At 45.9% G+C, this 21,888-nt stretch carries 17 protein-coding genes; 11 read left to right on the plus strand and 6 right to left on the minus strand.

Translation table 11 applies throughout. The features are described 5' to 3' along the window. Window position 1 precedes the first annotated feature (1 nt). Window positions 2-2,245, plus strand: coding sequence for an exopolysaccharide transport family protein (locus AB9P05_RS15290; protein WP_371909698.1), 2,244 nt, complete (start codon window positions 2-4; stop codon window positions 2,243-2,245). Window positions 2,246-2,375: 130 nt separating this feature from the next. On the opposite strand, the gene AB9P05_RS15295 is transcribed toward AB9P05_RS15290, so the two are convergent. Beyond that, entirely contained in the window at window positions 2,376-3,899 is a 1,524-nt protein-coding gene (locus AB9P05_RS15295) for an IS1182 family transposase (protein ID WP_371911333.1), read from the minus strand. Between the two features lie 128 nt (window positions 3,900-4,027). Beyond that, window positions 4,028-4,582 (minus strand): hypothetical protein, encoded by a 555-nt coding sequence (locus AB9P05_RS15300; protein WP_371909699.1) that lies wholly within the window; start codon window positions 4,580-4,582, stop codon window positions 4,028-4,030. 329 nt (window positions 4,583-4,911) lie between these two features. Here AB9P05_RS15300 and AB9P05_RS15305 point away from each other — a divergent pair, with 329 nt between their 5' ends. From AB9P05_RS15305 to AB9P05_RS15335, 7 genes are read left to right on the plus strand one after another with little or no spacing between them, the layout of a single operon-like run. Beyond that, a complete protein-coding gene (locus AB9P05_RS15305; protein WP_371909700.1) occupies window positions 4,912-5,739 on the plus strand; it encodes a hypothetical protein in 828 nt (275 codons plus the stop codon). Window positions 5,740-5,773: 34 nt separating this feature from the next. After that, window positions 5,774-7,132, plus strand: a complete 1,359-nt coding sequence (locus AB9P05_RS15310) for a flippase (protein ID WP_371909701.1) — start codon at window positions 5,774-5,776, stop codon at window positions 7,130-7,132. Between the two features lie 12 nt (window positions 7,133-7,144). Further along, window positions 7,145-8,410 (plus strand): glycosyltransferase, encoded by a 1,266-nt coding sequence (locus AB9P05_RS15315; protein WP_371909702.1) that lies wholly within the window; start codon window positions 7,145-7,147, stop codon window positions 8,408-8,410. A gap of 19 nt (window positions 8,411-8,429) precedes the next feature. Next, on the plus strand, window positions 8,430-8,573 hold the full coding sequence (locus AB9P05_RS15320; protein WP_371909703.1) for a hypothetical protein: 144 nt from the start codon (window positions 8,430-8,432) through the stop codon (window positions 8,571-8,573). A 19-nt stretch (window positions 8,574-8,592) separates the two neighbouring features. Beyond that, on the plus strand, window positions 8,593-10,071 hold the full coding sequence (locus tag AB9P05_RS15325; RefSeq protein WP_371909704.1) for an O-antigen ligase family protein: 1,479 nt from the start codon (window positions 8,593-8,595) through the stop codon (window positions 10,069-10,071). A 29-nt stretch (window positions 10,072-10,100) separates the two neighbouring features. Then, window positions 10,101-10,844: a TolC family protein gene (locus tag AB9P05_RS15330; protein WP_371909705.1), complete on the plus strand. Its 744-nt coding sequence runs from the start codon at window positions 10,101-10,103 to the stop codon at window positions 10,842-10,844. Next, window positions 10,844-11,941 (plus strand): endonuclease/exonuclease/phosphatase family protein, encoded by a 1,098-nt coding sequence (locus tag AB9P05_RS15335; RefSeq protein WP_371909706.1) that lies wholly within the window; start codon window positions 10,844-10,846, stop codon window positions 11,939-11,941. Before AB9P05_RS15330 ends, AB9P05_RS15335 begins: the two co-directional genes overlap by 1 nt. A gap of 15 nt (window positions 11,942-11,956) precedes the next feature. On the opposite strand, the gene AB9P05_RS15340 is transcribed toward AB9P05_RS15335, so the two are convergent. Further along, on the minus strand, window positions 11,957-13,060 hold the full coding sequence (locus AB9P05_RS15340; RefSeq protein WP_371909707.1) for an AI-2E family transporter: 1,104 nt from the start codon (window positions 13,058-13,060) through the stop codon (window positions 11,957-11,959). 150 nt (window positions 13,061-13,210) lie between these two features. Between AB9P05_RS15340 and AB9P05_RS15345 the strand changes: the two genes are divergently transcribed. Beyond that, a complete protein-coding gene (locus tag AB9P05_RS15345) occupies window positions 13,211-14,074 on the plus strand; it encodes an SDR family oxidoreductase (RefSeq protein WP_371909708.1) in 864 nt (287 codons plus the stop codon). Between the two features lies 1 nt (window position 14,075). On the opposite strand, the gene AB9P05_RS15350 is transcribed toward AB9P05_RS15345, so the two are convergent. Beyond that, window positions 14,076-14,717: a HEAT repeat domain-containing protein gene (locus AB9P05_RS15350; RefSeq protein ID WP_371909709.1), complete on the minus strand. Its 642-nt coding sequence runs from the start codon at window positions 14,715-14,717 to the stop codon at window positions 14,076-14,078. A 784-nt stretch (window positions 14,718-15,501) separates the two neighbouring features. Here AB9P05_RS15350 and AB9P05_RS15355 point away from each other — a divergent pair. Beyond that, window positions 15,502-16,014: a hypothetical protein gene (locus tag AB9P05_RS15355; RefSeq protein ID WP_371909710.1), complete on the plus strand. Its 513-nt coding sequence runs from the start codon at window positions 15,502-15,504 to the stop codon at window positions 16,012-16,014. 48 nt (window positions 16,015-16,062) lie between these two features. Here AB9P05_RS15355 and AB9P05_RS15360 read toward each other — a convergent pair whose 3' ends face one another. Both AB9P05_RS15360 and AB9P05_RS15365 read right to left on the minus strand, forming a co-directional pair. Beyond that, window positions 16,063-17,739, minus strand: a complete 1,677-nt coding sequence (locus AB9P05_RS15360) for a hypothetical protein (protein WP_371909711.1) — start codon at window positions 17,737-17,739, stop codon at window positions 16,063-16,065. 30 nt (window positions 17,740-17,769) lie between these two features. Next, window positions 17,770-19,053, minus strand: coding sequence for a hypothetical protein (locus tag AB9P05_RS15365; RefSeq protein WP_371909712.1), 1,284 nt, complete (start codon window positions 19,051-19,053; stop codon window positions 17,770-17,772). 512 nt (window positions 19,054-19,565) lie between these two features. Here AB9P05_RS15365 and AB9P05_RS15370 point away from each other — a divergent pair. Continuing rightward, window positions 19,566-21,749 (plus strand): hypothetical protein, encoded by a 2,184-nt coding sequence (locus AB9P05_RS15370; protein WP_371909713.1) that lies wholly within the window; start codon window positions 19,566-19,568, stop codon window positions 21,747-21,749. Window positions 21,750-21,888 lie beyond the last annotated feature (139 nt).

Below are 21,888 nucleotides of genomic sequence, written 5' to 3' on the forward strand. Positions count from 1 at the left end.
AATGGATTTTGTGTATTTATTCAGGGTGCTTCTCAGAAAACTGTGGATCCTGATCACCATACCCCTAATAGCCGGAGCTATTACCTATTTTCTGACTGAACAGGCAGAAGAGAGGTTCCGGTCTGTGGCAAGGCTTTCCACCGGCATTACCATTAATAACTCGGTCAATACTGAAGACCATTGGTATAACCCACAGAAGGCTAACATTGAATTTAATAACCTGCTGGAGCGCATTAAAAGTGCTCAGGTAGTCAGCATGGTATCTTATAAGCTTGCTATTAATGACCTTACTGAAGAGTATCCTTTTAGAGTGCCCCGTAATGAAGAGGGTAAGGTGATACCGCTGACGGAGAAGGAAAAGCAGGAAGCGGTGGAAATACTTAGGGATAAGGTGGAAAACTTTAACCTGCTAAGTAACAACGATGATGCTGAACGCGAACTCATTGATTTGCTTAGGGCCTTCCGGTATAACCATTGGATAATAGAAAGTGATCTTAAGGTAAACCGTGTACCTAATACGGACTACCTGGACGTAATCTATACGAGTGAAAACCCAGAGCTCTCCGCTTATGTGGTAAATACTCTCTCGGAAGAGTTCATCCGTTATAACCAGTTCAAGAAGAAGGATAATCAGGGGCAATCACTGGATTACTACAATACTCTGGTTTTGGAAAAGAAAAAGCTGGTAGACGAAGCACAGACAGCCCTCCGTACATTTAAAGAAGAGAATGACCTGGTTAACTACGATGTGGATGATCCTGTAAACCGGGAGCGTATCATTAGCCTGGAAGGCCAGCGTCTGGACTTACAGGAAAAGGTACAGGGCCTGCAGCTAAGCCTTCGCAGCATTAATAACCGTATCAACTCTTATGGCGGTAATGATGGCGGGAGTAATAATAACAGTCGAATTCTCGACCTGAGAAGGCGCATTAAACTCTTGAACGAACAGTATATTCGTACAGGGTCCTCAGATGATGCCCTATTGGATAGCCTCAATACGCTTCGTTCACAACTGGACAGGCTGCAGCTAAACCAGGGCTCTGCAGGTGGAGGTACCGGAATGAGCCTGGCTGAGATGAAGGAACGTAAGTATGAGCTGGAAACGGATCTTGCGATTGCCAGGTCCAATCTGGGTACTATCAATAGTCAGTTGAACAGCTTGAGGGGCAGCGCTTCTATGCAGGCTCAAAGTGGTGCTAAGATCAATGAATTGGAAAAGGCATATGACCTAGCTGTCGATGAGTACCTGTCGGCCCAGGAGCGATTAAGTGAAGCTCAAAGCCTGGCAGTAAACCAGACCGTACCTATTCGTATAGAAAAGGAAGGCGAGCCTAATTATTATCCTGTCCCCAGTAAGGCGCTGCTATTCACTGCACTGAGCATAGTGGTGAGCCTTGCCCTTTGTGCTTTTGTGATCTTAGGCAGGGAGTTGATAGATATGCGGATAAAACGGCCTGCGCAATTTAGCCGTATGACGAAGCTGAAGCTGGGGGGGTACCTGAATGACCTTAAGCACTCTGATGTGCTGGATCTTGAGAGGATATTCAGCGACCCAACGGATAAGGACTTCCAAATGTATAAGGACCTGGTGAGGAAGCTGCGTTTTGAACTGGAGTCTTCAGGCCAGCAGGTATTTCTGATCACTAGTACCAAGCCTAACCAGGGTAAGTCTTTTGTATTGTTAAGCCTTGCTTATTCTCTTAGCCTTATTAAAAAGAAGGTGTTGATCATAGATACCAACTTTAAGGATAACACTCTGACCCAGTGGCTTTTGGCTAAGCCTCTTTTCAACAAGTATTTGAAAGAAGGTAAAGTAAAAGGTGGTCGTCTGCTTATTGGTGCGAGAAGTAGTGCCAGCGAGCCGGAGGAGACTTTTCAGGAGGAGGAAGAGGAGGATTTTACGAGAAAAATTATTTCTCCAACAGTATACCGTAATATTGACATCATAGGTAGTACGCCAGGGTCTGAGTCTCCAAGTGAAATATTCAGTGGAAGAGATTTTAAAAGTATGATCATAAGCCTGTGCCTCAACTATGACTACATTTTTATGGAAGGGGCCAGCCTTAATGAGTTCTCTGACACGAAGGAGCTGGTGGGGTATAGTGACCGGGTTTTACCGGTCTTCTCTGCGGATACCACTATCAAGTCGGTGGATAAGGATTCCATCGCCTACCTCAGGAGCCTTGATGAGAAGTTGCTTCCCAGTGTGCTGAATATGGTGGACCCTAAGTTTCTAAAGATTTAGGTATATGGAATACATAAAAAAGGAGGCTGTCTCAAAAGTGTTGAGGCAGCCTTTACTTTTTTCTTTCCAGGCTCATCTGCTGTAAATGCTATTGATGATCTGTTTTCTTTTGGCGAAGAAAACAGGCTCTCTATGAAGCCTTTTTGAGCAGGTTATGTGCAATAGCCAGTAGTCCGGCTTCTATTTCGACTTTCTCTGTTCCCCGCATCATAAATCTGCGGAAGCCCCGGTTGTGTTTGATGGCTGCGAACACAGTTTCTACATCTGCCGGTCGCTGCTTGCGATGAGCTATTCCCTGGTCACTCATAAGCATATCCCGCACTTTTTGCTTGTGAGTTCTAAGGTTATGATTGATCTCAACTATCCGGTTGCCTTTTGCTTTAAAACAACCGCTCCTTAATGGACACTCCAGGCAGTTTCTGGCCTGATATTGTGCATAAGTTTGTTCATAACCCGACTTAGTTTTTGTTTTTCGCTTTCCTATATGATCCATTGGCTGGCCTGCCGGGCAATAGATCTTATCCTGCTCTTCGTTGTAATGCAGGTTCTGAGATTTAGATATGTCTTGCTTCCATTTTCTGGTTTGCTCCTTATGGAAGTAATTATACTTTACATAGGCCTTCTCTACTTTATCTTTCAGATAGTCATAGTTCTCTTCGCTACCATATCCTGCATCAGCGCATATAGTGTCAGGCAGGGTGTTATATAACTGCTGATAGTTCTTAAGATGGGGTTGTAACGTTAGGGTGTCGGTAGGATTTTGATGGATCGTGTAGTTTACCAAGTATTGATTGGAGGTGCTGATCTGAAGGTTATAGCCCGGCTTGAGCTGTCCATTTCGCATATGGTCTTCCTTCATCATCATAAAGGTTGCATCGTGGTCAGTCTTTGAATAGCTGTTTCGTTGTCCCAGTATAGCTTGCTTCTGCTGGTATTCAGCCAGCTTCCCAGGCCAGTTTTTTCGTGCATAGGTAAGCTTCTGCCTCTTCCCTTTTGCTATCTTCTTGCCCGTGAGTGCCTGGTCAATCCTATCAATAGTATCACTAACCTTTCGAGCATCGATTTTGCTAAAATCAGGCTTTTCCTGATATAACTCGTCTTCTGCCACCCGCTGGGTATAGTCCCACAACTCTTCAAGCTGTTGGCTTATCTTTTCGGTATTGGTCTTAATAGACCTGCCCCACACAAACGTGTAGCGATTAGCCTGGGCTTCTATCTTGGTGCCGTCGGTGTAAACTGTCTTTAAGTCCAGTAGGCCCTCATCAACTAAGAACATTACAATCTGAGCAAAGATCACCTTCAGGCTATCTTTCAACCGATCGCATCGAAAACGGGCAATAGTGTTATGGTCAGGCTTGTTCATACCTGCCAACCACATGAAGTGAACGTTTTGACCAATAGCTGCCTCCAACTTGCGGGTAGAGTAGATATTACTCATATACCCGTAAATCAATATTTTAAGCAGCATCCTTGGATGATATACTGATGTACCGCCAGGCTTATAACCAGTCAATAGAGGGGCAATATCAAGACGATCGACCACTTCGTTGACCACCCGAACTGGATGGTCTGCCTCTATTAACTCCTCCAGGCTCGGAGGTAAAAGCATAATTTGCTTGGGGTTGTAGTCTTTAAAAACTATCTTTTCGCTTATTGACACAACTCAAGATATCACATCTTGGAAAGCGGGGGTAGTAATGCCCTCGCTTTTTTTATGGCCAACTCCAAAAAAAAAGAGGCTGCCTTTTGAGACAGCCTCTTTTTTTTGTTTTATACTCCTTGCTATTTGTTTGACTCTTCCAGGCGTGATTTGATTTCGTCTTCGCGCTGCATAAGTAATTGTTTGATTGTTGATTTAAGCACTGGCAGACTCATTTGTGAGAATAGCTTACTTTTCTCAGCTTTTATGACCACATCATTGATTTTGTCAACTGTTACGGATTCATTGAAGTATGTTCTGAACCGTTCCATGTCTACCGATTCCAGTTGCAGGTTATTTACGATCACATCGTATGCCTCGTCAGTGGTGGATGGGGGGGACTTCCGGAGGCTTTCATATGTGGCAAGAATGTCTTTTTCGTTCATTTCTTCTACTACAAGCATCAGATCCTCATAGCTCAGGTCCATCTCCTCCATCTTTTCAGGCAACTTCTTCACTTGGTCGTCTATCGTTTTACGCACTTCCTGTAGTTCTTCTCTTGTGCTTTCCGGGATGTAGGAGGGGATTTCTTCAGAATTAATGGCGTTGGTTATTACTTCCGGCAACAAAATACGATAGGCCGCGTATCCTAAAGCTCCGAGTATGGCCAGTATGAGTAAAAAACGAATAGCTTTCATATATTATCTATAATATGTAGTACCTGCTTTAGTGCGGTTAACTAACGCAGAATGATGTAGGTTTTGGGTGAATAGTGTAAAAAAAACAGTTTTTGGTAAGTTATCGGCTTAATTTCCAGTTACGACTCTTCTAAGAAATTGTACGTTTTGTATTGAATTGTTTACGATATGGTATGAATTTTTAAAGGGCTAATAACTTTGTTGAAGGTTGGGGAGTTGTTTAGGATATATTTTTTCATGTAAATTGCGTTATATATTTTTTATATTTTTGAAAACGAATAAAAGATTCGTTCTATTTTTTGTAATTTGCATTCAAATTTTTTGCAAGTATGAAGCGCTTACTATTTAACCTTCGGGAGTCTTTCAGCCAGAACTACTTCGGCTACCTGCTTGAAAGTTATCATTTTTTTCGCGACAAACTTTCCTCTGTTAAAAAGCCTGAAAAGAAGTTTGTCATTTTTGGTAAGGGAAGATCCGGAAGTACCCTTTTGGTAAGCCTGCTCAACAGTAACCCGGATGTGTTCTGTGACGGGGAGATCCTTAACCGGAAAATGAAGAACCCCATCGGACACCTGCAGCGTATGGCCCGCAGAGAGTCACACCCTATCTATGGGTTTAAGCTGCTTAGCTATCAGGTCATGTTTACCCATACCAATATCAAAGATAAGCATGGGTTTATGTCAAAGCTGCACAATGAGGGCTTTCATATCATCTACTTACGTCGTGACAATATCCTCAGGTATGCATTATCTATCCTTTATGCACGGTTTCGTATGCAGTGGCATCATGAAAAGGGTAGCGGAGAGATTAAGCGTGAAAAAATGCGGGTAGAAATCAGCGAACTTTTCCGTTTGATGGAAGATAGCATTCGTGACGAAAAGTTTGAGCGTAGTGTGCTTAAAGGGCTGCCGCATGAAGAGGTGGTATATGAGCGTGACCTGGAAGATAATACGCGCCATGCAGATACGGTTAAGCGACTTTGCAGCTTTCTGGGCATACGCTATAGCGAACCTGAAACTAACCTGATGAAGATCACTACTAAAGAACTGGACGGCTTTATAGAAAATGCCGATGAGCTCAGGCAGAGCCTGCGCGGTACGCAGTTCGAAAAATACCTCGAACCGGCAGATTACGCACCCGTTAGTGCCGGGCAGTAAGCTCCTGACAGGGTTGGTGAGGGGAAGATAGCTAATGGGACTACCTTTTAAATCATATTGGCTGAAGTCTGGCCTGCTTACGCTTATGCAGCGTGGGTCTATTCTTTTGTTTGGTATAGGCGGGTTCATGATCCTTGTGCGTCTGCTGAACAAGCAGGACTATGGAACCTGGATGCTATATATTAGCATCATCACCATAATGGAGATGATCCGTAATGGCTTCGTGAGAAACAGTATGGTGAAGTTTCTTGCCGCCGCGCAGGATGAAAGTGATACAAAGCACATTCTGAGTGCTTCGCTGCTTCTCCATCTGGGCATCGTGCTCCTGCAAACTTTATTCATCCTGGGGGTCAGCCAGTTTTTGCCGGAATTCTGGAGCGCTCCCGGCCTCGATGATATTCTCTACATAGCGATACCTGGCTTGTTCTTTCTGTTGCCCTTTTGCCACTTTGAATTTGTTCAGCAGGCAAACCTGAGCTTTATGGGCACTTTTTGGTCTCATTTTGTTCGTAGGGGTGGGTTATTCTTTTACATACTGCTGGCCTTTCTGCTGGATTGGGAAGTGACGTTGGTTAGTCTGGCATGGGTACAGGTAATCACTGTGCTTTTCGGGGCAATAGTAGGCTATGTTTATACCCGTCGCTATACATGGTTCAGTACATCATATAAGCATACCTGGTTTACTGAACTGTTTCATTACGGCAAGTATACCTTTGGGACAAATATAAGCTCTATGCTCACGAGCAATATGGACCAGTGGATGCTGGGACGTATGATCTCTCCTGCAGCAGTGGCTATATACAGTCCGGCCCTGCGTGTGGCTAACCTGGTGGAGGTGCCCACCGTCTCTGTGTCAAGCATTGTCTTTCCCCAGGTAGCTAAGCGTATCGAGGAGGAGGGCCCGGGTGCCGCCAAGCGACTTTATGAGAAATCCGTAGCCTTGATACTGGCTATTATTTTGCCGCTGTCAGCAATTATTTTTCTGCTGGCTGAGCCGGTCATTCTTATTCTGGCCGGGCGTGAGTACCTGAATACTGTGCCAATACTTCAGGTTACGATCTTTTACTCCTTTTTTGTACCCTTTGCCAGACAATTCGGTACGGTGCTTGACGGTATGAACATGCCGAAGGTTAATTTTTATTTTGTGCTACTTAATGCAGTGCTGAACGCCATTTTTAATTACTTTTTTATCAAGAGTTATGGCGTAATAGGGGCCGCTTATGGTACACTGAGCTCTTTTATCGTTGCGTTTATTCTCAATCAGATCTACCTGAATCGTAAATTAGGAGTGAAATTGGGGAGAATCGTTAGCGAAATGTTTAATTTCTACTTTGTGGGAATACGGACGGGTACAGGCTTTATCAAAGCCCGCCTGATCCCGCGTAACAGTTAGACCCTAACGCTTATGGAACAGGCAGTTTCACAGGAACAGGCCCGGACATCAACTATTCCGCTTGAAGGCTATGATATCATCATGCTGGCATTACCCCGCTTCGACGGGCCATACGCCTCTAATTCATATTCTATAGCCAGGGAGTTTGCCAAGACACACCGTGTTTTTCTGATTGATAATCCATATACCATAAAGGATTATCTTTCTGAGCGTAAGCAACCTACCGTAAAGCGAAGAAAGGAGGCCTTGCTAAAGGGTAAAAATATCTACTACAAGCCGGAAGGGGTGGAAGGTGACCTTACGGTGGTTACTCCTAAGCTTGTGTATCCTATTAACTGGATGAATCCCGGCGGGCTTTATGAGTCTCTGAGCAAGATAAATGACAAGATAGTCTATAAAACCATCGAGCGAATACTCCGCGACCATAATGTGGAGCGCTTTATGTACTTCAATTCATATCATCCGCTATTTGGCAAATATTTCCCCGATAGCTGGCAGCCGGACTTTGACGTGTATCATTGCATGGACGATGTGGCTCACAGCGAGTACCTGGACCGGCACGGACCGGAGAGGGAAGACTACCTGGTAGCCCGCGCTGATCTGACCATCACCACCAGTCGTGAACTATGCAGGCTGAAGAAAAAAGCCTCCGATAAGGTGGTATATTTACCTAATGCTGCCTATTCACATATTTTCAGAAAAGCAGTGGAGAATGATCTTCCTCGGCCTGAGGAGATGAAAGGACTTGAGGGAAAGAAAGTTATAGGCTACACGGGTAACCTGGATACGCGTCCTAACTATCCGCTCATAAGAAAAGTGGCGGAACAACATAAAGATAAAGTGATTGTACTGGTAGGTCCGCGAAACTCGAAAGAGATTAAGGAGCAACGGCTGGATGAGATGGATAACATCATTTTCACAGGATCTAAGAAACTGGAAGAGCTTCCGGGGTATCTCAAATATATGGACGCAGTGATGATCCCATTTAAATGCAATACATTGACCCGGAGCATTTATCCGTTAAAGATCAATGAGTACCTCGCGGCCGGTCGGGCTGTGATCAGTACACGGTTTTCTGAGGATATCCAGGATTTTGAGGAAGTAATCAGGCTGGCAGACTCGGAAGACGAATTTGTGAGGCTGGCAGGTGAAGCTGCTGAGGGCAGTACAAATGAGGAAATTAAGAAGAGAATGGCTGTGGCAGACAGTAACACCTGGGAAAAGCGGGTGAAACAGTTCTGGCAGCTGGTAGCTGAGCGTACTGAATCGCTACAGTAAAATTTCTTTACCTTTGTCTATGTACGATGATTTCGACGATATTGAAGAAGAAAAGAAGAGAAAGCGTGTAAAAAGTCCGCTGGATCCACTTTTAGAAAAAGTAGTCATAGGCTTCGTCCTATTCGTATTTCTGGTGATCTTCCTTAAGACTGTCGCATTCTAATTCAGGCAGAAAGGCTTATATGCAGATAGAGAGAAAATTATACAGTGAAAAACTGGTAACGCCCCTTATGGTGATCGGGCTGTTACTAGGTTCCCTGTTATTCTCCGTATTGATTGTAAAGGTAGGTGCCATTGCCGGGTTTCTGGCATTGGGTGTACTGGTAGGCCTGCCTTTCGTGATTGGCTCAGTGGCTAACGTCCGCTTTGGTTTTGTCCTGGCTGTGGTATTTGCCTTCTTTATGTTCCATCTGAAGCGAATACTTCCAGGCACTCTTCCTACAGGTACTATACTAGACCTTATCATTGCCTGTGCCTTCCTGGGAGTCATTCTGGTTCCTGGTAAGAACAGTAAAAAAAATTGGGAGTCTTTAAAGAACCCTCATGCTTACGTGTATGCGGTATGGCTGGCCTATTGGGTTATCCAGGTGGCTAATCCTTTCGCTGCCGGTATCGGAGGCTGGCTATTTTCTGCCCGGGGTACGCTGGTGAACGCCATGCTATATGTGGTGGTCATGCATGTGTTCTCCAGTAAGAAATACATATTTACATTTACTAAAATATGGCTTGGGTTAGCCTTGTTAGTGGCCTTGTATGGGTTCTGGCAGGAGTTTGTTGGCCTGTCCGACTGGGAAATGGAATGGCTGAAGGCGGATGAAGAGCGGTTTAACCTGGTCTACATCTGGGGGCGATTCCGTAAATGGTCCTTCCTGAGTGATGTAAGTGCCTTTGGTATGTTTATGACCTACTCTGGGATAGTTTGTATCATCATGGCACTGGGGCCCTTTAAGTCATGGCAGAGGGCCGTGCTTATGTTTAGCGGCGTCATCATGTTCTTTTCCATGAACTTCTCCGGTACGCGTACCGCGATAGCTATGATCCCCGCAGGCCTGTCTTTATATGCCTTGATGACAATAAACCAGAAGCGAACGATCATATTGGTTTCCGTATCTGCAGCAGCATTTCTTATCTTACTTTTTGGTCCCTTTTACGGGGGCAACGCCCAGCGATTCAGGAGTACGTTTTTTCCGGAGGATGACCCGAGTATGCTAGTGCGTGAGCGTAACAGGGCTTTTATACAACCATATATCTGGAGTCACCCGATAGGGGGTGGAGTAACTACGACCGGACCGGCTGGTGAAATGTACCAGCCGGGGCATCAACTTGCCGGTTTTCCGCCGGATAACGGCTACCTTGAAACAGCCCTGGAGAAGGGGCCTATCGGCTTGCTTCTTACTATGGCTCTTTTTATTACCTCGCTTATAATCGGTATCAGAGCGTATTACCGTTCAGAAAACCCTATTACCCGGTACCTGCTGGCGGCCTACCTGGCTGCTTTTTTTGCCATGGCGGTAGGTAATTATGCCCAAACGGCCATGTTTCAGAAGCCGGGAGGCCTTATATTGTTTGCCTATTATGCCATTATCGTTCGCATGGCTCAGTTTGATAAGGAGGAGAGGGAGCAAGGGGAGCAAAGCGTGGCCCATGAAGTAGAAGAATGAGCAAAATACCACCAGAGAACATTTTGACTATGAACCATATGAACTTTTTTTCATTTCCCGGCCGAGTTGTAACGGCCTTTATTTTTATGCTCATGGCAGTGGGCAGTGCCTTTGCTCAGACTGTTGATTATAATAAGATCATTTTGCCTGAAGGTGCCAGGGATATAGAGTACCAGGAAAAGCTAGTACAACTGGCCTGGGCCAATTTACCTTCAAATGCCATTATCAGACATAACATTGCTATGGCAGAAGAGGACCTGACCATGGCACGCTGGGCTATTCTGGACAATTTTACCGTGCAGGGTAACCTGAACGAATTTACCCTGGAAGAGGCTACAAGTGGGAGCGATGTGGAAAACGCCCGGGCGGCATTCTTTCCGAGGTATAACTTTAATGCCACGCTCTCACTGGGTATGCTGGTAAACCTGCCTGCCCAGCGCCGTAAGTCCAGACAACAGCTTCTGGTAGAAAAGGAAAGGCTGAATGAGGCTAAAATTGCTATCCGTGCGGAGACGCTGAGGCGCTACCAGGAGTATATTACGGCCCAGGAGATATATAAACTGGAAACCGAGGCCCTGGAAGATGTGCGTTCGGCATATACACTGGCTGAGCAACAATTCAGAAACGGGGAACTGACTCTGGAAGAGTTTAACGGTGCCCTGAGGTCATATAATGAGCAGCGAATCAAAAAACTAAATTCAGAGAACACCTTTATGATCACTAAGATCAATCTTGAAGAAATGATCGGTGTTCGTCTGGAAGAAGTTCGCTGATGGCCCGTAAGCGTATCATACTGTCGCGGACGCTCAAAGTCTTCGGCTTTATTATGCTGCCGGTAACTCTGGCAGTATTCTTCAGTACGTATGTACCACCGGACCTGTTCTGGCCTGCTGGTATTTTGGCTCTGTTTATTCCCCTATTGCTTTTAATTCAGGTTCTATTGGCGATATACTGGCTTTTTCGCCGGGTTGTATGGATCCTGATCCCCCTTTCACTCCTGGCCATAGGCTATGGGCATATCCGTAGCACTATTAGCCTGCATGCCTCTGCTGAAGGGGTTGATGAAGGGGCTCTGCTTACTGTGTTGAATTACAATACAGGATACTTTCAGGGCAAAAAGGATGATACGGGTGCCCCCGCCCCTAAGGCAGATGTAGCAGAGTCCGTAGCGACGGAACTATTAATAAACGATGCGGACGTCATTTGCCTGCAAAAATTTGTTCAGTGGCCTCATGGAAGGGGCCAATCATTCGCCAGCCGGATGAGGAGTGAGGGGTATACAATGTACTTCCCTGCCGGTGAGGATAGCACCGAGGTTATAGCTGGCGTGGCTATATTCAGCCGGCTGCCTGTAACAGGAAGCGGTGAGTTTGAACTTAGTCCGCGGCTTCGCCACCGGGCAGCCTGGGTAGATGTAGTGAGGGGTGAAGATACCGTACGGGTAGTGAATGTGCACTTTCCGGCCATTAATACCACAGAAGCAGGGCCTTTTACTGCCAAAAAGGATCAAACAGGGGAGGAGATAATTGCCAACCTGCGGGTACGTCAAAAAGCCCGTACGGAGGAGCTCGATGTATTATTGGACTTCCTGGCTTATAGCCCCTATCCGGTCCTGATCTGTGGCGACTTTAACGAAACGCCTTACAGCTACACCTATCGTAAGCTGAATGCCTTCTATGATAATGCTTTTGAGGAGGCAGGAAGAGGATTTGGAGTTACTTATCTGCCCTTTTCCCCGTTCCTGCTCAGGATAGATCACCAGTTTTATGATGATAGATTAGTGGCTACCACCTTTGAAACGATGAAGGATATTAAGCTTGCTGATCATTACCCCATTCGCGCCTCTTACCGGCTGAGCCGGGACGATTGACCATTTCTTTATCCTCTACCCGGATAGCTTATTCTTCAGTTTTGAAAAGGTCTTTTCTATACCTGTAGTGGTGTCTGATTCAGATTCACCCCCGATAAGAAATGCATAGGGCTTCAGGTCGGAGGTGTGATTCATGGCCACATAGAGCATCCCCAAGTAAGGTATGGCGACCATCATGCCTACCACGCCCCATATGGCACCTCCTAATACTACAATTAATATGGTGAAGAAAGGGTTGATGTGCACCTTTTTACCGACGATAAGGGGCTCCAGCAGGTAGCTTTCAATAAACTGCGCAATAGCAAATACGATAAGCACGCCGAAAAATGAGTTGCCAGGATCTTCAGCCAGAAGCGTATTTGCCATCGGAAACGCTACACCAATCGCATTTCCTAAGTATGGAATAAGGGAAAGTAACGCAGCAAATACCGCATAAAAGAAAGCATAGGGGACACTGAAGGCAAAGAAGCCGATGCCGTAAATGATAGCAAGGAAAAAAATGAGGATCAGACGGCCTCCCAGGTAATTTGCGGCTGTGCTCTTTATTTCTTCCAGGGCGTCTGTAGCATTATCGTGCTGCCCCTCAGGTACCAGCCGGTGAATAAATCCGGCAAAGTGATGCCGGTAGTAGAGGAAAAGCAGTATATAAATTGCGACAAGTACAAGATCACCAAAAGAACCAATGGTGTTTTTCAACATACCGGTGAGGCGGCTTTGCGGGCCGCTAAGAAAGTTGCGTACAGCTTTTTCAATAGCTTCTTCCTGTTCTTTCTCACTCACTCCCACTTGTTTTACCACCATCGTTTGTACCTTTTCTATCTGCTCTTTGCCTCTCTGCTGAATACGATCCCAATCACTGGCTATATTCTGAACCTGGTGTGATAGCAGAAAAACGAGTCCTGCGATGAATGCTACAAAGATCAAATCGGATACCAGGCAGGATAGAAAGCGATTCATACCAGCTTTCTCGAGGCGTCTGGCAACGGGTACCAGTAAGAGCGCAATTAACAGAGCCAGGGCGAGAGGCTTTAAAAAGGAAGCAGCAAAAATGAGTCCGGCGACTACGCCGAAAACCAGTGCCAGCACAAGTACAATACGTACTAACTTATTGTTATGCATAGAGAAGTAGTAAGATTCTCAAAAAAATCGTATTTTAAGTAAATACTACCTACAATAAACTTTTTGGCGGCGAATGGTTTTAGCCGGTCCGGTATTCCAGCCCTGCGACCGGGGAGCTGTCTTTTTCAAACGACTTAATATACTGAGGCTATGAGCGATCGAATTCTTGTGACCGGTGGGACAGGTACCATCGGCTATCACCTTCTTAAGTACCTAAAGGAGCAGGATACGCCTTTTACCGTATTCGCCAGGAATCCAAAAAAGGCGGCCACATTAAAAGGCAGAGGCTATGAAGTAATTCTTGGTGACTTTGACGATAAAGACTCTGTTGATGAGGCTATGCAGGGAATAGGTAAGCTTTTTCTGAATTCACCTGCTGGACCACAACAGGTGGACCATCAAAGAACGGTGATAGAGGCTGCTATCTCTAATAAAGTAAAACACATTGTGAAGGTTTCCACTATTGATGCCTCCCCGGACAGCTCGCTGAATATTGGCCGCTGGCATTATGAAATAGAAAAAGCAATACGTGACTCAGGGATTGGCTATACTTTTTTACACGCTAATGGATTTATGCAGAATTTTTTCGCATATGCTGATAGTATAAGGAATTTGGGCCGAATTTATGCACCATTTGCTCAGGGTAAATACAGCGCGGTAGATGCCAGGGATGTGGCTATGGTAGCTGCGCGTATTTTAGCTGGTGAAAGTCAGGAAAACCAGGAGTATGAACTTACGGGCCCTACGGCGGTTGGTATGCGAGATGTGGCAAGAGCAATAAGCACAGCCATTAACAAGGAGGTACGCTACGTACCCATAGCCCCGGAGGATGCGCGCAGCAATATGCGGAATTCAGGCATGCCGGACTGGTTGGTAGAAGATATGCTGGAGCTATCGAAAAAGTATGAGGAAGGTCATGGCAGCCGGGTTAGCGGCCACATCAGAAATGTGACCGGCAACCGGGCTACCGACCTTAGCCGCTTTACTGAGGAAAACTGGCGGCAGTTTGCCTGATTCACCTTATAAGCCGGGCTTTCACCAGTTGGTAGCTGCCACTACCCAGGCAAACGGTGCTCATAGCCTGAAAGAAAAGTTCAGCGTACGGGAGCTTGGAAAAGCTGCCTGCAAAACTCAGTAGTAGAAGTAAAGCTCCGGCAATGATAGCGAGCGTGCCTGTCTCGATCATGCCAAAACGGATAGCTTTGCGCCGCTGATAGTACCCTATATGGTGTACAGCCAGGTCAGAGTGTTTTTCCAGTCCTCTTTTAAACCGTGTGTTCACACTTTCCTTTTTCTGCTTTATGGAATCGGCCAGTTTACGTGCTTTTTCTTCGTGCGCAGATTTGCCGTGTGCCAGTTGACGGTGCGTCTGCTCCACATATTGCCGGTCAGGTTCATTTAGGTTGCGCTTAGCAAGAGCTTCACAAGCCTGCTCACTTACCTTCTCTATAGGGTCTCGCAGGGCTGTTTTCAGTAGCTCCATACTTTCCTCTCCCTTCATTCCGGACAGACACTTTACGGCCTGTAACCGCAGATGCCAGTTGCCCTCTTCCAGCAGTAACTTCATTACCGGAAGAGCCCGGTCGCCAGCCAGGCTTAATTTTTCTATGGCGCGTTCTGCCTGGACGGGGCTCGCCTTTTTTAAATATCTCACCACCTTCATTGGCTTTGGATTTGTCCCTTTTGCCTCATGTATCATCATTCTTCACTATAGCTGTTGAATCCTTTAATAAAAGTAGTTATGAGGCGTGAATGGAGCTAATTTCATGAGAGCTGCGAGGCAGGTGAGGTGGCCTGAGGGTGCAAGGTACCGGCCTGGCCGGAAAATAAGTTAGTAAATGTGCTTTCCTGTTTTTAAATATTACGCTTATGCCTTCTGCCGCTCGTGAGCAGGATATGTATTTTACGCAGGAAAAATGAATTATTAGTGCGCCTGGCGGGTTGGGAGGGTGTTAATTGCGCAGGTGGCTTAATGTGGTGCCGATAAACTGCATAGAAATCTTTTGCCGGTGGTGTTTTTCGCAGAATGCAAAATAGGCCCCCGGGGCATTCATGCAAACTGTATGGTGGTGTCCGGGTGGGTTTGAAAAGGAATAATTTAATGCCTGCAGACATACCATCGGCCTGGTCTATACAGGAGGTTTGACGAAAAGATTGAGCTAAAAGGAGGTAAACGTACAGTATCTTCTTACATTTGTGCTTAAGAAAATAAGAAGTATGCGGTAGATAAGTGGTTCTCCAATGCATATTTCTGCCATTCCGGCGTATTTCGAAGTGGTTAAGTTCTTCCACAAGAATGGCTCTGTCAGGAGTAAGTACTTCCGTATGAAGATTAATGGTTGGAATGGTGATCAGTGTAAAGGGCACTTTAGGTAGTACTGGCTAATAGGCCGGTTTGCTAAAGATGGATTCTTCGCCTGCGCCCGGGCAAATAATACCTTATGAAGTTTATTACAGAGTTTTTATTCAACGAATTCAAAGAAGTAAAACTGTATTTTTTGTCGGCCCTTATTGGTGCGGCAATTAACTCCCTGCAGGGGCATGACATTTTTGGGGCATGGGAGCCCTACCTCGTACCCCTGCTTGCTCTTTCTCTTACCAAGGCCCTAAGTGCCTATCGCCATCGTGAGCGGGACCTTATCGCGCGTATGCCCGAAGTTCGCTCCGAACCGGTATTTGTTACCGAAGCGGATGGTCAGATTATGCTGGGAGCCGGTAAAGGATGGAACACCATCACCACGGCCGGCATAGGGTCGCTGGGCGACCTGTTTGGTGCAGAAGCTACAAACCGTCTGCTGGACGAAATGGTCCTTCGTCAGGAAGGCCAGTCCGAAGACTGTTACTTTAGTCCGGCCATGGGTAAGACATACCACGTGCATTATTGCATGGAAGGTGAAAACTGGCTCGTATGGTTATCGGCCGTATCCTCTGAAGAGCTTAAAGTTTCCGCCTGAGGCCTTCCGTTATTTAAGAGTATACCCTGATGCCATCTTTCGTGGGTTTCAGGGTGTGAGTTCCGCCGGAGATCCGTCCATCCTTTGAGAAGAAGTTTCCGGAGCCTTGCCGGAGGGTGGCATATATAACTCTATGTAGGTGTTCTGGATGGTTCTGGGTGCCAGAAACTCATTTTTAAGTTCGTAGTTTTCCTGCAGGCATTCCCGTATTTCATCAGGGTTAAAGTTATTGAGGTAGGGGATGTACTCAAACAAGACTACATCGTATTTGCCCTCTTGTATTTCCTGGCAGTACTCATCTATTTGTGGCTGAAAGATAGCCACGTTTTTGTGGTACCACATGGGCTTACCTCTTTCAGGTTCGTAGCCTATAACCGCCGCCAGGGGGGTCAGCTCGCTCATATTCAGGATCCGGAGGTCGCTCCCCTTTTCCTTTACCACGGGTAAGTTTAATAGATAGGCTATTCCTTCTATGGTTTCTTCGGGCATGTATACGCCCTTAAAGGCTTCGTATTCGGATAGCTTCCAGGCAGAACGATCACGCTTTACTGTGTCTTCAGCTGATGTCATCCAGGTGTTGCGTGATACGACCTTTTCACTTGTTTCTTCCTGCTGAGGCATGATTTTATTTATTACCCGCTGGGCATACAACCAGTAATCTGCAGACCACCAGAAGACCACCAGTAGGGCGCCCGCTGCCACGGCATAGCGGCGATCTATCCATTCTGCTTTCAGCAGCATACTCAACAGATATGCGGCAGCAAAACTGTGAAAGTAAATATTCACATTATGAGGAATGTAGCTTGTAACCTGCACCAGTAGGGCCTGTACTAATATGCCGAGGGTAACAAGGGTAAAAGTAATCCATACTTTATTTTTGAACAGAGCCACCTGCTCCCTGAGCCGGAAAATGGAGAATAGGAGAATGGCCATGAGGTAAAATTTGATCCACTGTGACTCCATGAAAATGGCAGTGAGAAAATCCATGGCGTTGATGCGTGAATAGTGTGGCTCCTGGCCGTAGTTGAACCAGTATAAGAAACCATCGTCCAGGAAAGGGACGATCATGAGGAGCGCTAATCCGGCAAAACCTGCTCCAAACCACAGCAGACTTTTCCAGTTTCTAAAAACCAAGGCATGGTATAGTAGTAGGGTGCCAGCCAGCACGGTAGCGAGTCCGCCGCCGTCCTGTTTGGTAAATAATGACAAAAACGTAAAGGCACCGCCCGCAATCAGGGCGGCAGCCCTGGCCCAGCCCGTGGCGCGCAGCAGGCCGTAGCACATAAAGGCCAACCCTATGAGCTGGTAGATGAAAACGGAGTTATTATACCAGGGCCAGAAATTGATAAATAAATAGGAAAGGCAGAAAATAAGCAGGGCCAGTAAGAGCTGTGGATGAGGTACGCCTAAACTTCGCATGAGGCTGCGAAAGCTAAACCCGGTTACGATATTCAGGAAGCTCTGCGCGATGACCAGCGTATACATACTGGGCCCGAAAAGCTTAAAGAATGCAGCCGGTACCAGCCAGTATGCATAGCCCATAGGCAATCCGAAGTCCTGATAGGGTACCTGCCCTGAATAGAGCCTGTAGGCACCTTCAAAAGACAGGAAAATATTAATCCGATATGGGAAATTGAAAAATAGGGGTACCAGTGAAAACAGTACAATCATTCCGGCTTCCAGTATAAAAGCTGTTCTGCCGGAGACAGATTTGTCTAACCACATGAAAAGATGCGCTTGAGGTGTCTATTTGGTTTAGTGAATATACTCTTTTTTTGCACTTTGGCCGGTAAAGAAGTCCGCCGCCTTGTCTGTATTATTTGCAGAAGGCTTATTATTCAGGACTTTAGCTCCCTTTGATTTTTTCCTTTCTTCTGAGATAATGCTCAGGGCAAGAGGAACCCAGGCAGTGAACAGGAAGAAGGTAAACAGCCCTGCTATGAGCCACAACTCTACGGGAACGGCATAGCGCGTATAGCTTAGCATATGTCCGTATCTATCCAGGATAAAATAGCCCAGGCTTCCTGTGAGCAGGGCCAGTATGGCCACTACACCTTTATAGAGAGGCTGAGTAATCTGGTTGCCGATATATGATTTGTAGCGCTCCAGGTAAACCAGGTTTGTTACCACTATCCAGGGAAAGGCAAGCTGTAATAGCCTGATCTCATTGAAAATGCCACCTACAAAGGTGGTGAAAAATATCAGTCCTACTGCCCAGGGACCTGAAGAAAGTATGATCCTTCGGCCTTCTGTAGAGGGGGTAAGCGACTTGCGCGATACCATGCTGAAAAGAAACAATACCCACATGGCATGAAACGTGATGAAAAAGAAGGCCGGTATCTGCAGGTAGTTTTCAATATTGTACATGAGGCCCTCCGTCATATCGTAGCGTTCATAGCCGAGAAGAATACGAAAGCCTACCCATGCCGCAAAAGGAATGATTGCCATGAGCATCCGCTTGAATACGGAGTGGCTGCGGGTAAAGAAAAGCATTACAAAGGGTAGTATGAGGAGGGTTTCCCGGCACATTATAGCTACTACACAGGTAAGCATAAAGGGCAGGGTGCGGTTCTTTATCAAAAATACGAGCCCCAGACAGAGTAGGGTATAAGCCAGGAAATCTTCACGGGTATGTACAGGCGGGGTATAGCCCATAGCTACTGCCGGGCAAATAAGAAACAGCGAAATGCCTATAAGACTTAGCTTACGCGAAAACCTGAGGGTGTGCATGAGCCAGTAAAAGCTTAGGCAGGCTGTAATAAAAAAGAAGTAACTCCATGCGATAAATGTACCGAAGAAGAGAGTGTTGCTATTACCGCCCAGCAATTCATATGTGCCCTGAACGATCCATGCAAATAAAATCCGATACTTGAATGGTGCCAGATCTGTAATGTTGTACTCATCAAGAAGGTGCGGCTCGGTCATGATCTGTGCTCCCATAAGCTCCATGTCAAACATGTAACCTCCGGTAAGCGTGTTCGCCAGCACAAATACGATAGTGGCTGCCAGCAATATGGCAAAAAAGGTCTTCCTACTCATTAATTCCTGATCACATTTCTCTTCCCAACAATCCGTTTTCACTCAAATGGTTTCAAAACCCAATAAGCCCACCGGATAGTTAAATAGATGCAACATTTCCGGCGATATTTAGTAATTATATGTAAGCTTTGGTTAGGGTTTTTACTTAAAATAAGGCTCTAATCCCTCTGATAGCTGGTCTACTTTCTGTTTATTAATGTATAAAATATTGTTTTTCAATAATTTATTGAATTTTTTGCAATAAGTAACCCATGAGTATGAAAAAGTAAAGATGTATGTTGTGCCATGTACTAAAAAATGGTTAAATGTTGTTGCTTTTTCTTTATAAAATATAATCAAATCCTATTGATAGTACAACTACAATAATTTTTAAAATGTTGAGAAAGGCCATACTTTTTTTATCGATTTCATTTCTGATAAGCCTTTCAGGTTATTGTCAGAACCCTTCGTTTTGGGATGGGAATAATCCTAATGAGGGTTTTTCGCTAACCGCACCTGATGGAACAAGGTATTTGCGATATTCCCCCCCTGCCTACAATGGTTCAGAACCCTATGGGTTATTAATATACCTTCATGGGGGGCAGGCAATTAGGAGTGCTTTTAATGATGGTAGTGAAGAGCCTTACTATGCTGCTTTCTATGGCCCTCCAAAGGTGATAGAATCAGGAAGGTGGGATAATTCAAGAAAGCTTATTGTAGTGGCACCAAAACTACCCAGAGATACCTCAGTGCCAGATGTGAATGATCAGGAATGGCAGCTCAGTCGTATCAGGTCAGTAATTGATGATGTGAAAGCCAGCCTCAATATTGATAATGATAAGGTGTATATCACCGGAATCAGCGTAGGAGGTAAGGCAGTATATGATATGCTGGAGGCTTATCCAAATGAATTTGCCGCGGCTTTTCCTTTTAGTGCAAACGCTCCCCTGGGCAATGTGTGCAGCTATAAAGATGTACCCATATGGGGCTTTCATGGTAATGAAGACGGCCTGGTGCTATATAATGATTCGCGTGATGGCGTGAGATACGGTACCAAAGTAGTAATTGACGCCATAAATGCCTGCAGCCCTGCTCCGGCGATACCTGCCCGTTATACAGAGTTTGACATGTACGATCACTATGGCTGGCAACAAACCTACGAAGAGACCAACGGGTACGATATCTATAGTTACATGTTGGCGATGGAGAGGAATAACCCTGCTAATATTGCCCCCTTTGTGACCGCTGTAGGGGCTGATATGAGTATAGAGGAGCGTGATGGCACGTTTACCTTGCTGGGACGTGCCTATGATGCCGATGGTACGATTTCCTCGCTGCAGTGGACCAGCGAGCTCAGCAGCAGCCCTGAGATAGATATATGCAATGCTAATTCAGAGACCCTGCTGCTCGATAACCTGGAAGAAGGGTTTTACACTTTTCGCCTGACGGCTACCGATAATGATGGAGCTACCAGCTTCGACGATTTCAATCTGCAAGTGGTGGCTGCCGGCAGCTATCCTTCCGAGGTATCTGCTCTGCGCCTGGTTACAGTAGGTAACCCTTCCAATATCCTGCAAACCCTGGAGCAGGACGCGGTGGTCAATCTGGATGATTACGATCTCTCCTCGGTAAGACTCGACATTAACGGAGAGGCCACAGCGAATAATGTTCGCTACGGTTGGGATTATAATCGCTTTTACGAACAGTATTTCAATCCCAGGACTATGAAGCAAAGCCGGGTGCCAAACTTACCTGAGCTTACCTTGGGGACACACTATATTTATGCCGCCACCTTTGCCAATAGGAATAATGTAATCCCCCGCGATACCTGGTTGCAGTACAGAATTCATGTGGTAAACGAGCCGAATATGACTTTGCCTACGCCGCCTGATTTTACTGCTACACCACTTAGTTCGGGTACCCAGATAGAGATTTCCTGGTCTACCGCAGGCAATGAAACCAACAGGTTTGAAATACAGCGGTCAGGTTGTTCTTCACAGGGATTCACAACAGTCTCCACCACCTCTATAGGACAGAATAACTATGTGGACGGTGGACTTTCTACCAATGAGACTTATCGCTACAGGATCCGGGCAATAGATGCATCGCAGTTCAGTGCTTATGCGCCTCAGTTATTAGTCACTACCACAGAAGAGCCACTGCCCGTTTCGCTTATGTACTTTAATGCTAACGCCACACGGCAGCATGTGGAACTCAACTGGGCCACGGCCAAAGAAGAAAACCATGCATTCTTTGAGGTGCAGCGTTCGGACAATGCGACTGAGTGGGCGTCAATCTATACAGAGTCAGGCCGGGGAGATTATGAAGGTATTCGCCGGTATGCGTTCACCGATCGTAGTCCGGGTCAGGGTATTGTATACTATCGTCTTAAGCAAGAGGACCATGACGGCACCACTACTTACTCTAAGCTGGCAAGAGTGGATATGAGTGGTTTACAGCCTGCGGTTAGCTTTTTCCCCAACCCATTGAATTCGGGTGAAATATTGCGGGCCGATGTTACCGGACTCAGGAATGATGAGGAAGTGATCATGACCTTACACGATAGCAGGGGCACACAGATTTTTTATAAAACTCTTTCGGTTGCGCGGTTGCGCGAATTTACTGAGTGGCAGCCCGGTACACTCAAACCAGGTATCTATATGCTGCAAACGAACACTCCTGCAGGCAACTTTAATCAGCGAATGATCGTGAGGTAATATTATTCGCAGAAATTTCGTGGATACTGATAAGGTGAGCGGTCGCACCGTTCACCTTTTATTTTTTTCTCTTTAAAACGGACAATAAAATCAGTCTGACAGGTTACTTTTTCTGATTTTTGTTATAAAAATACGTTTT

Origin of the sequence: Roseivirga sp. BDSF3-8, assembly GCF_041449215.1 — a bacterium.
In the GTDB taxonomy this organism is placed as follows: domain Bacteria; phylum Bacteroidota; class Bacteroidia; order Cytophagales; family Cyclobacteriaceae; genus JBGNFV01.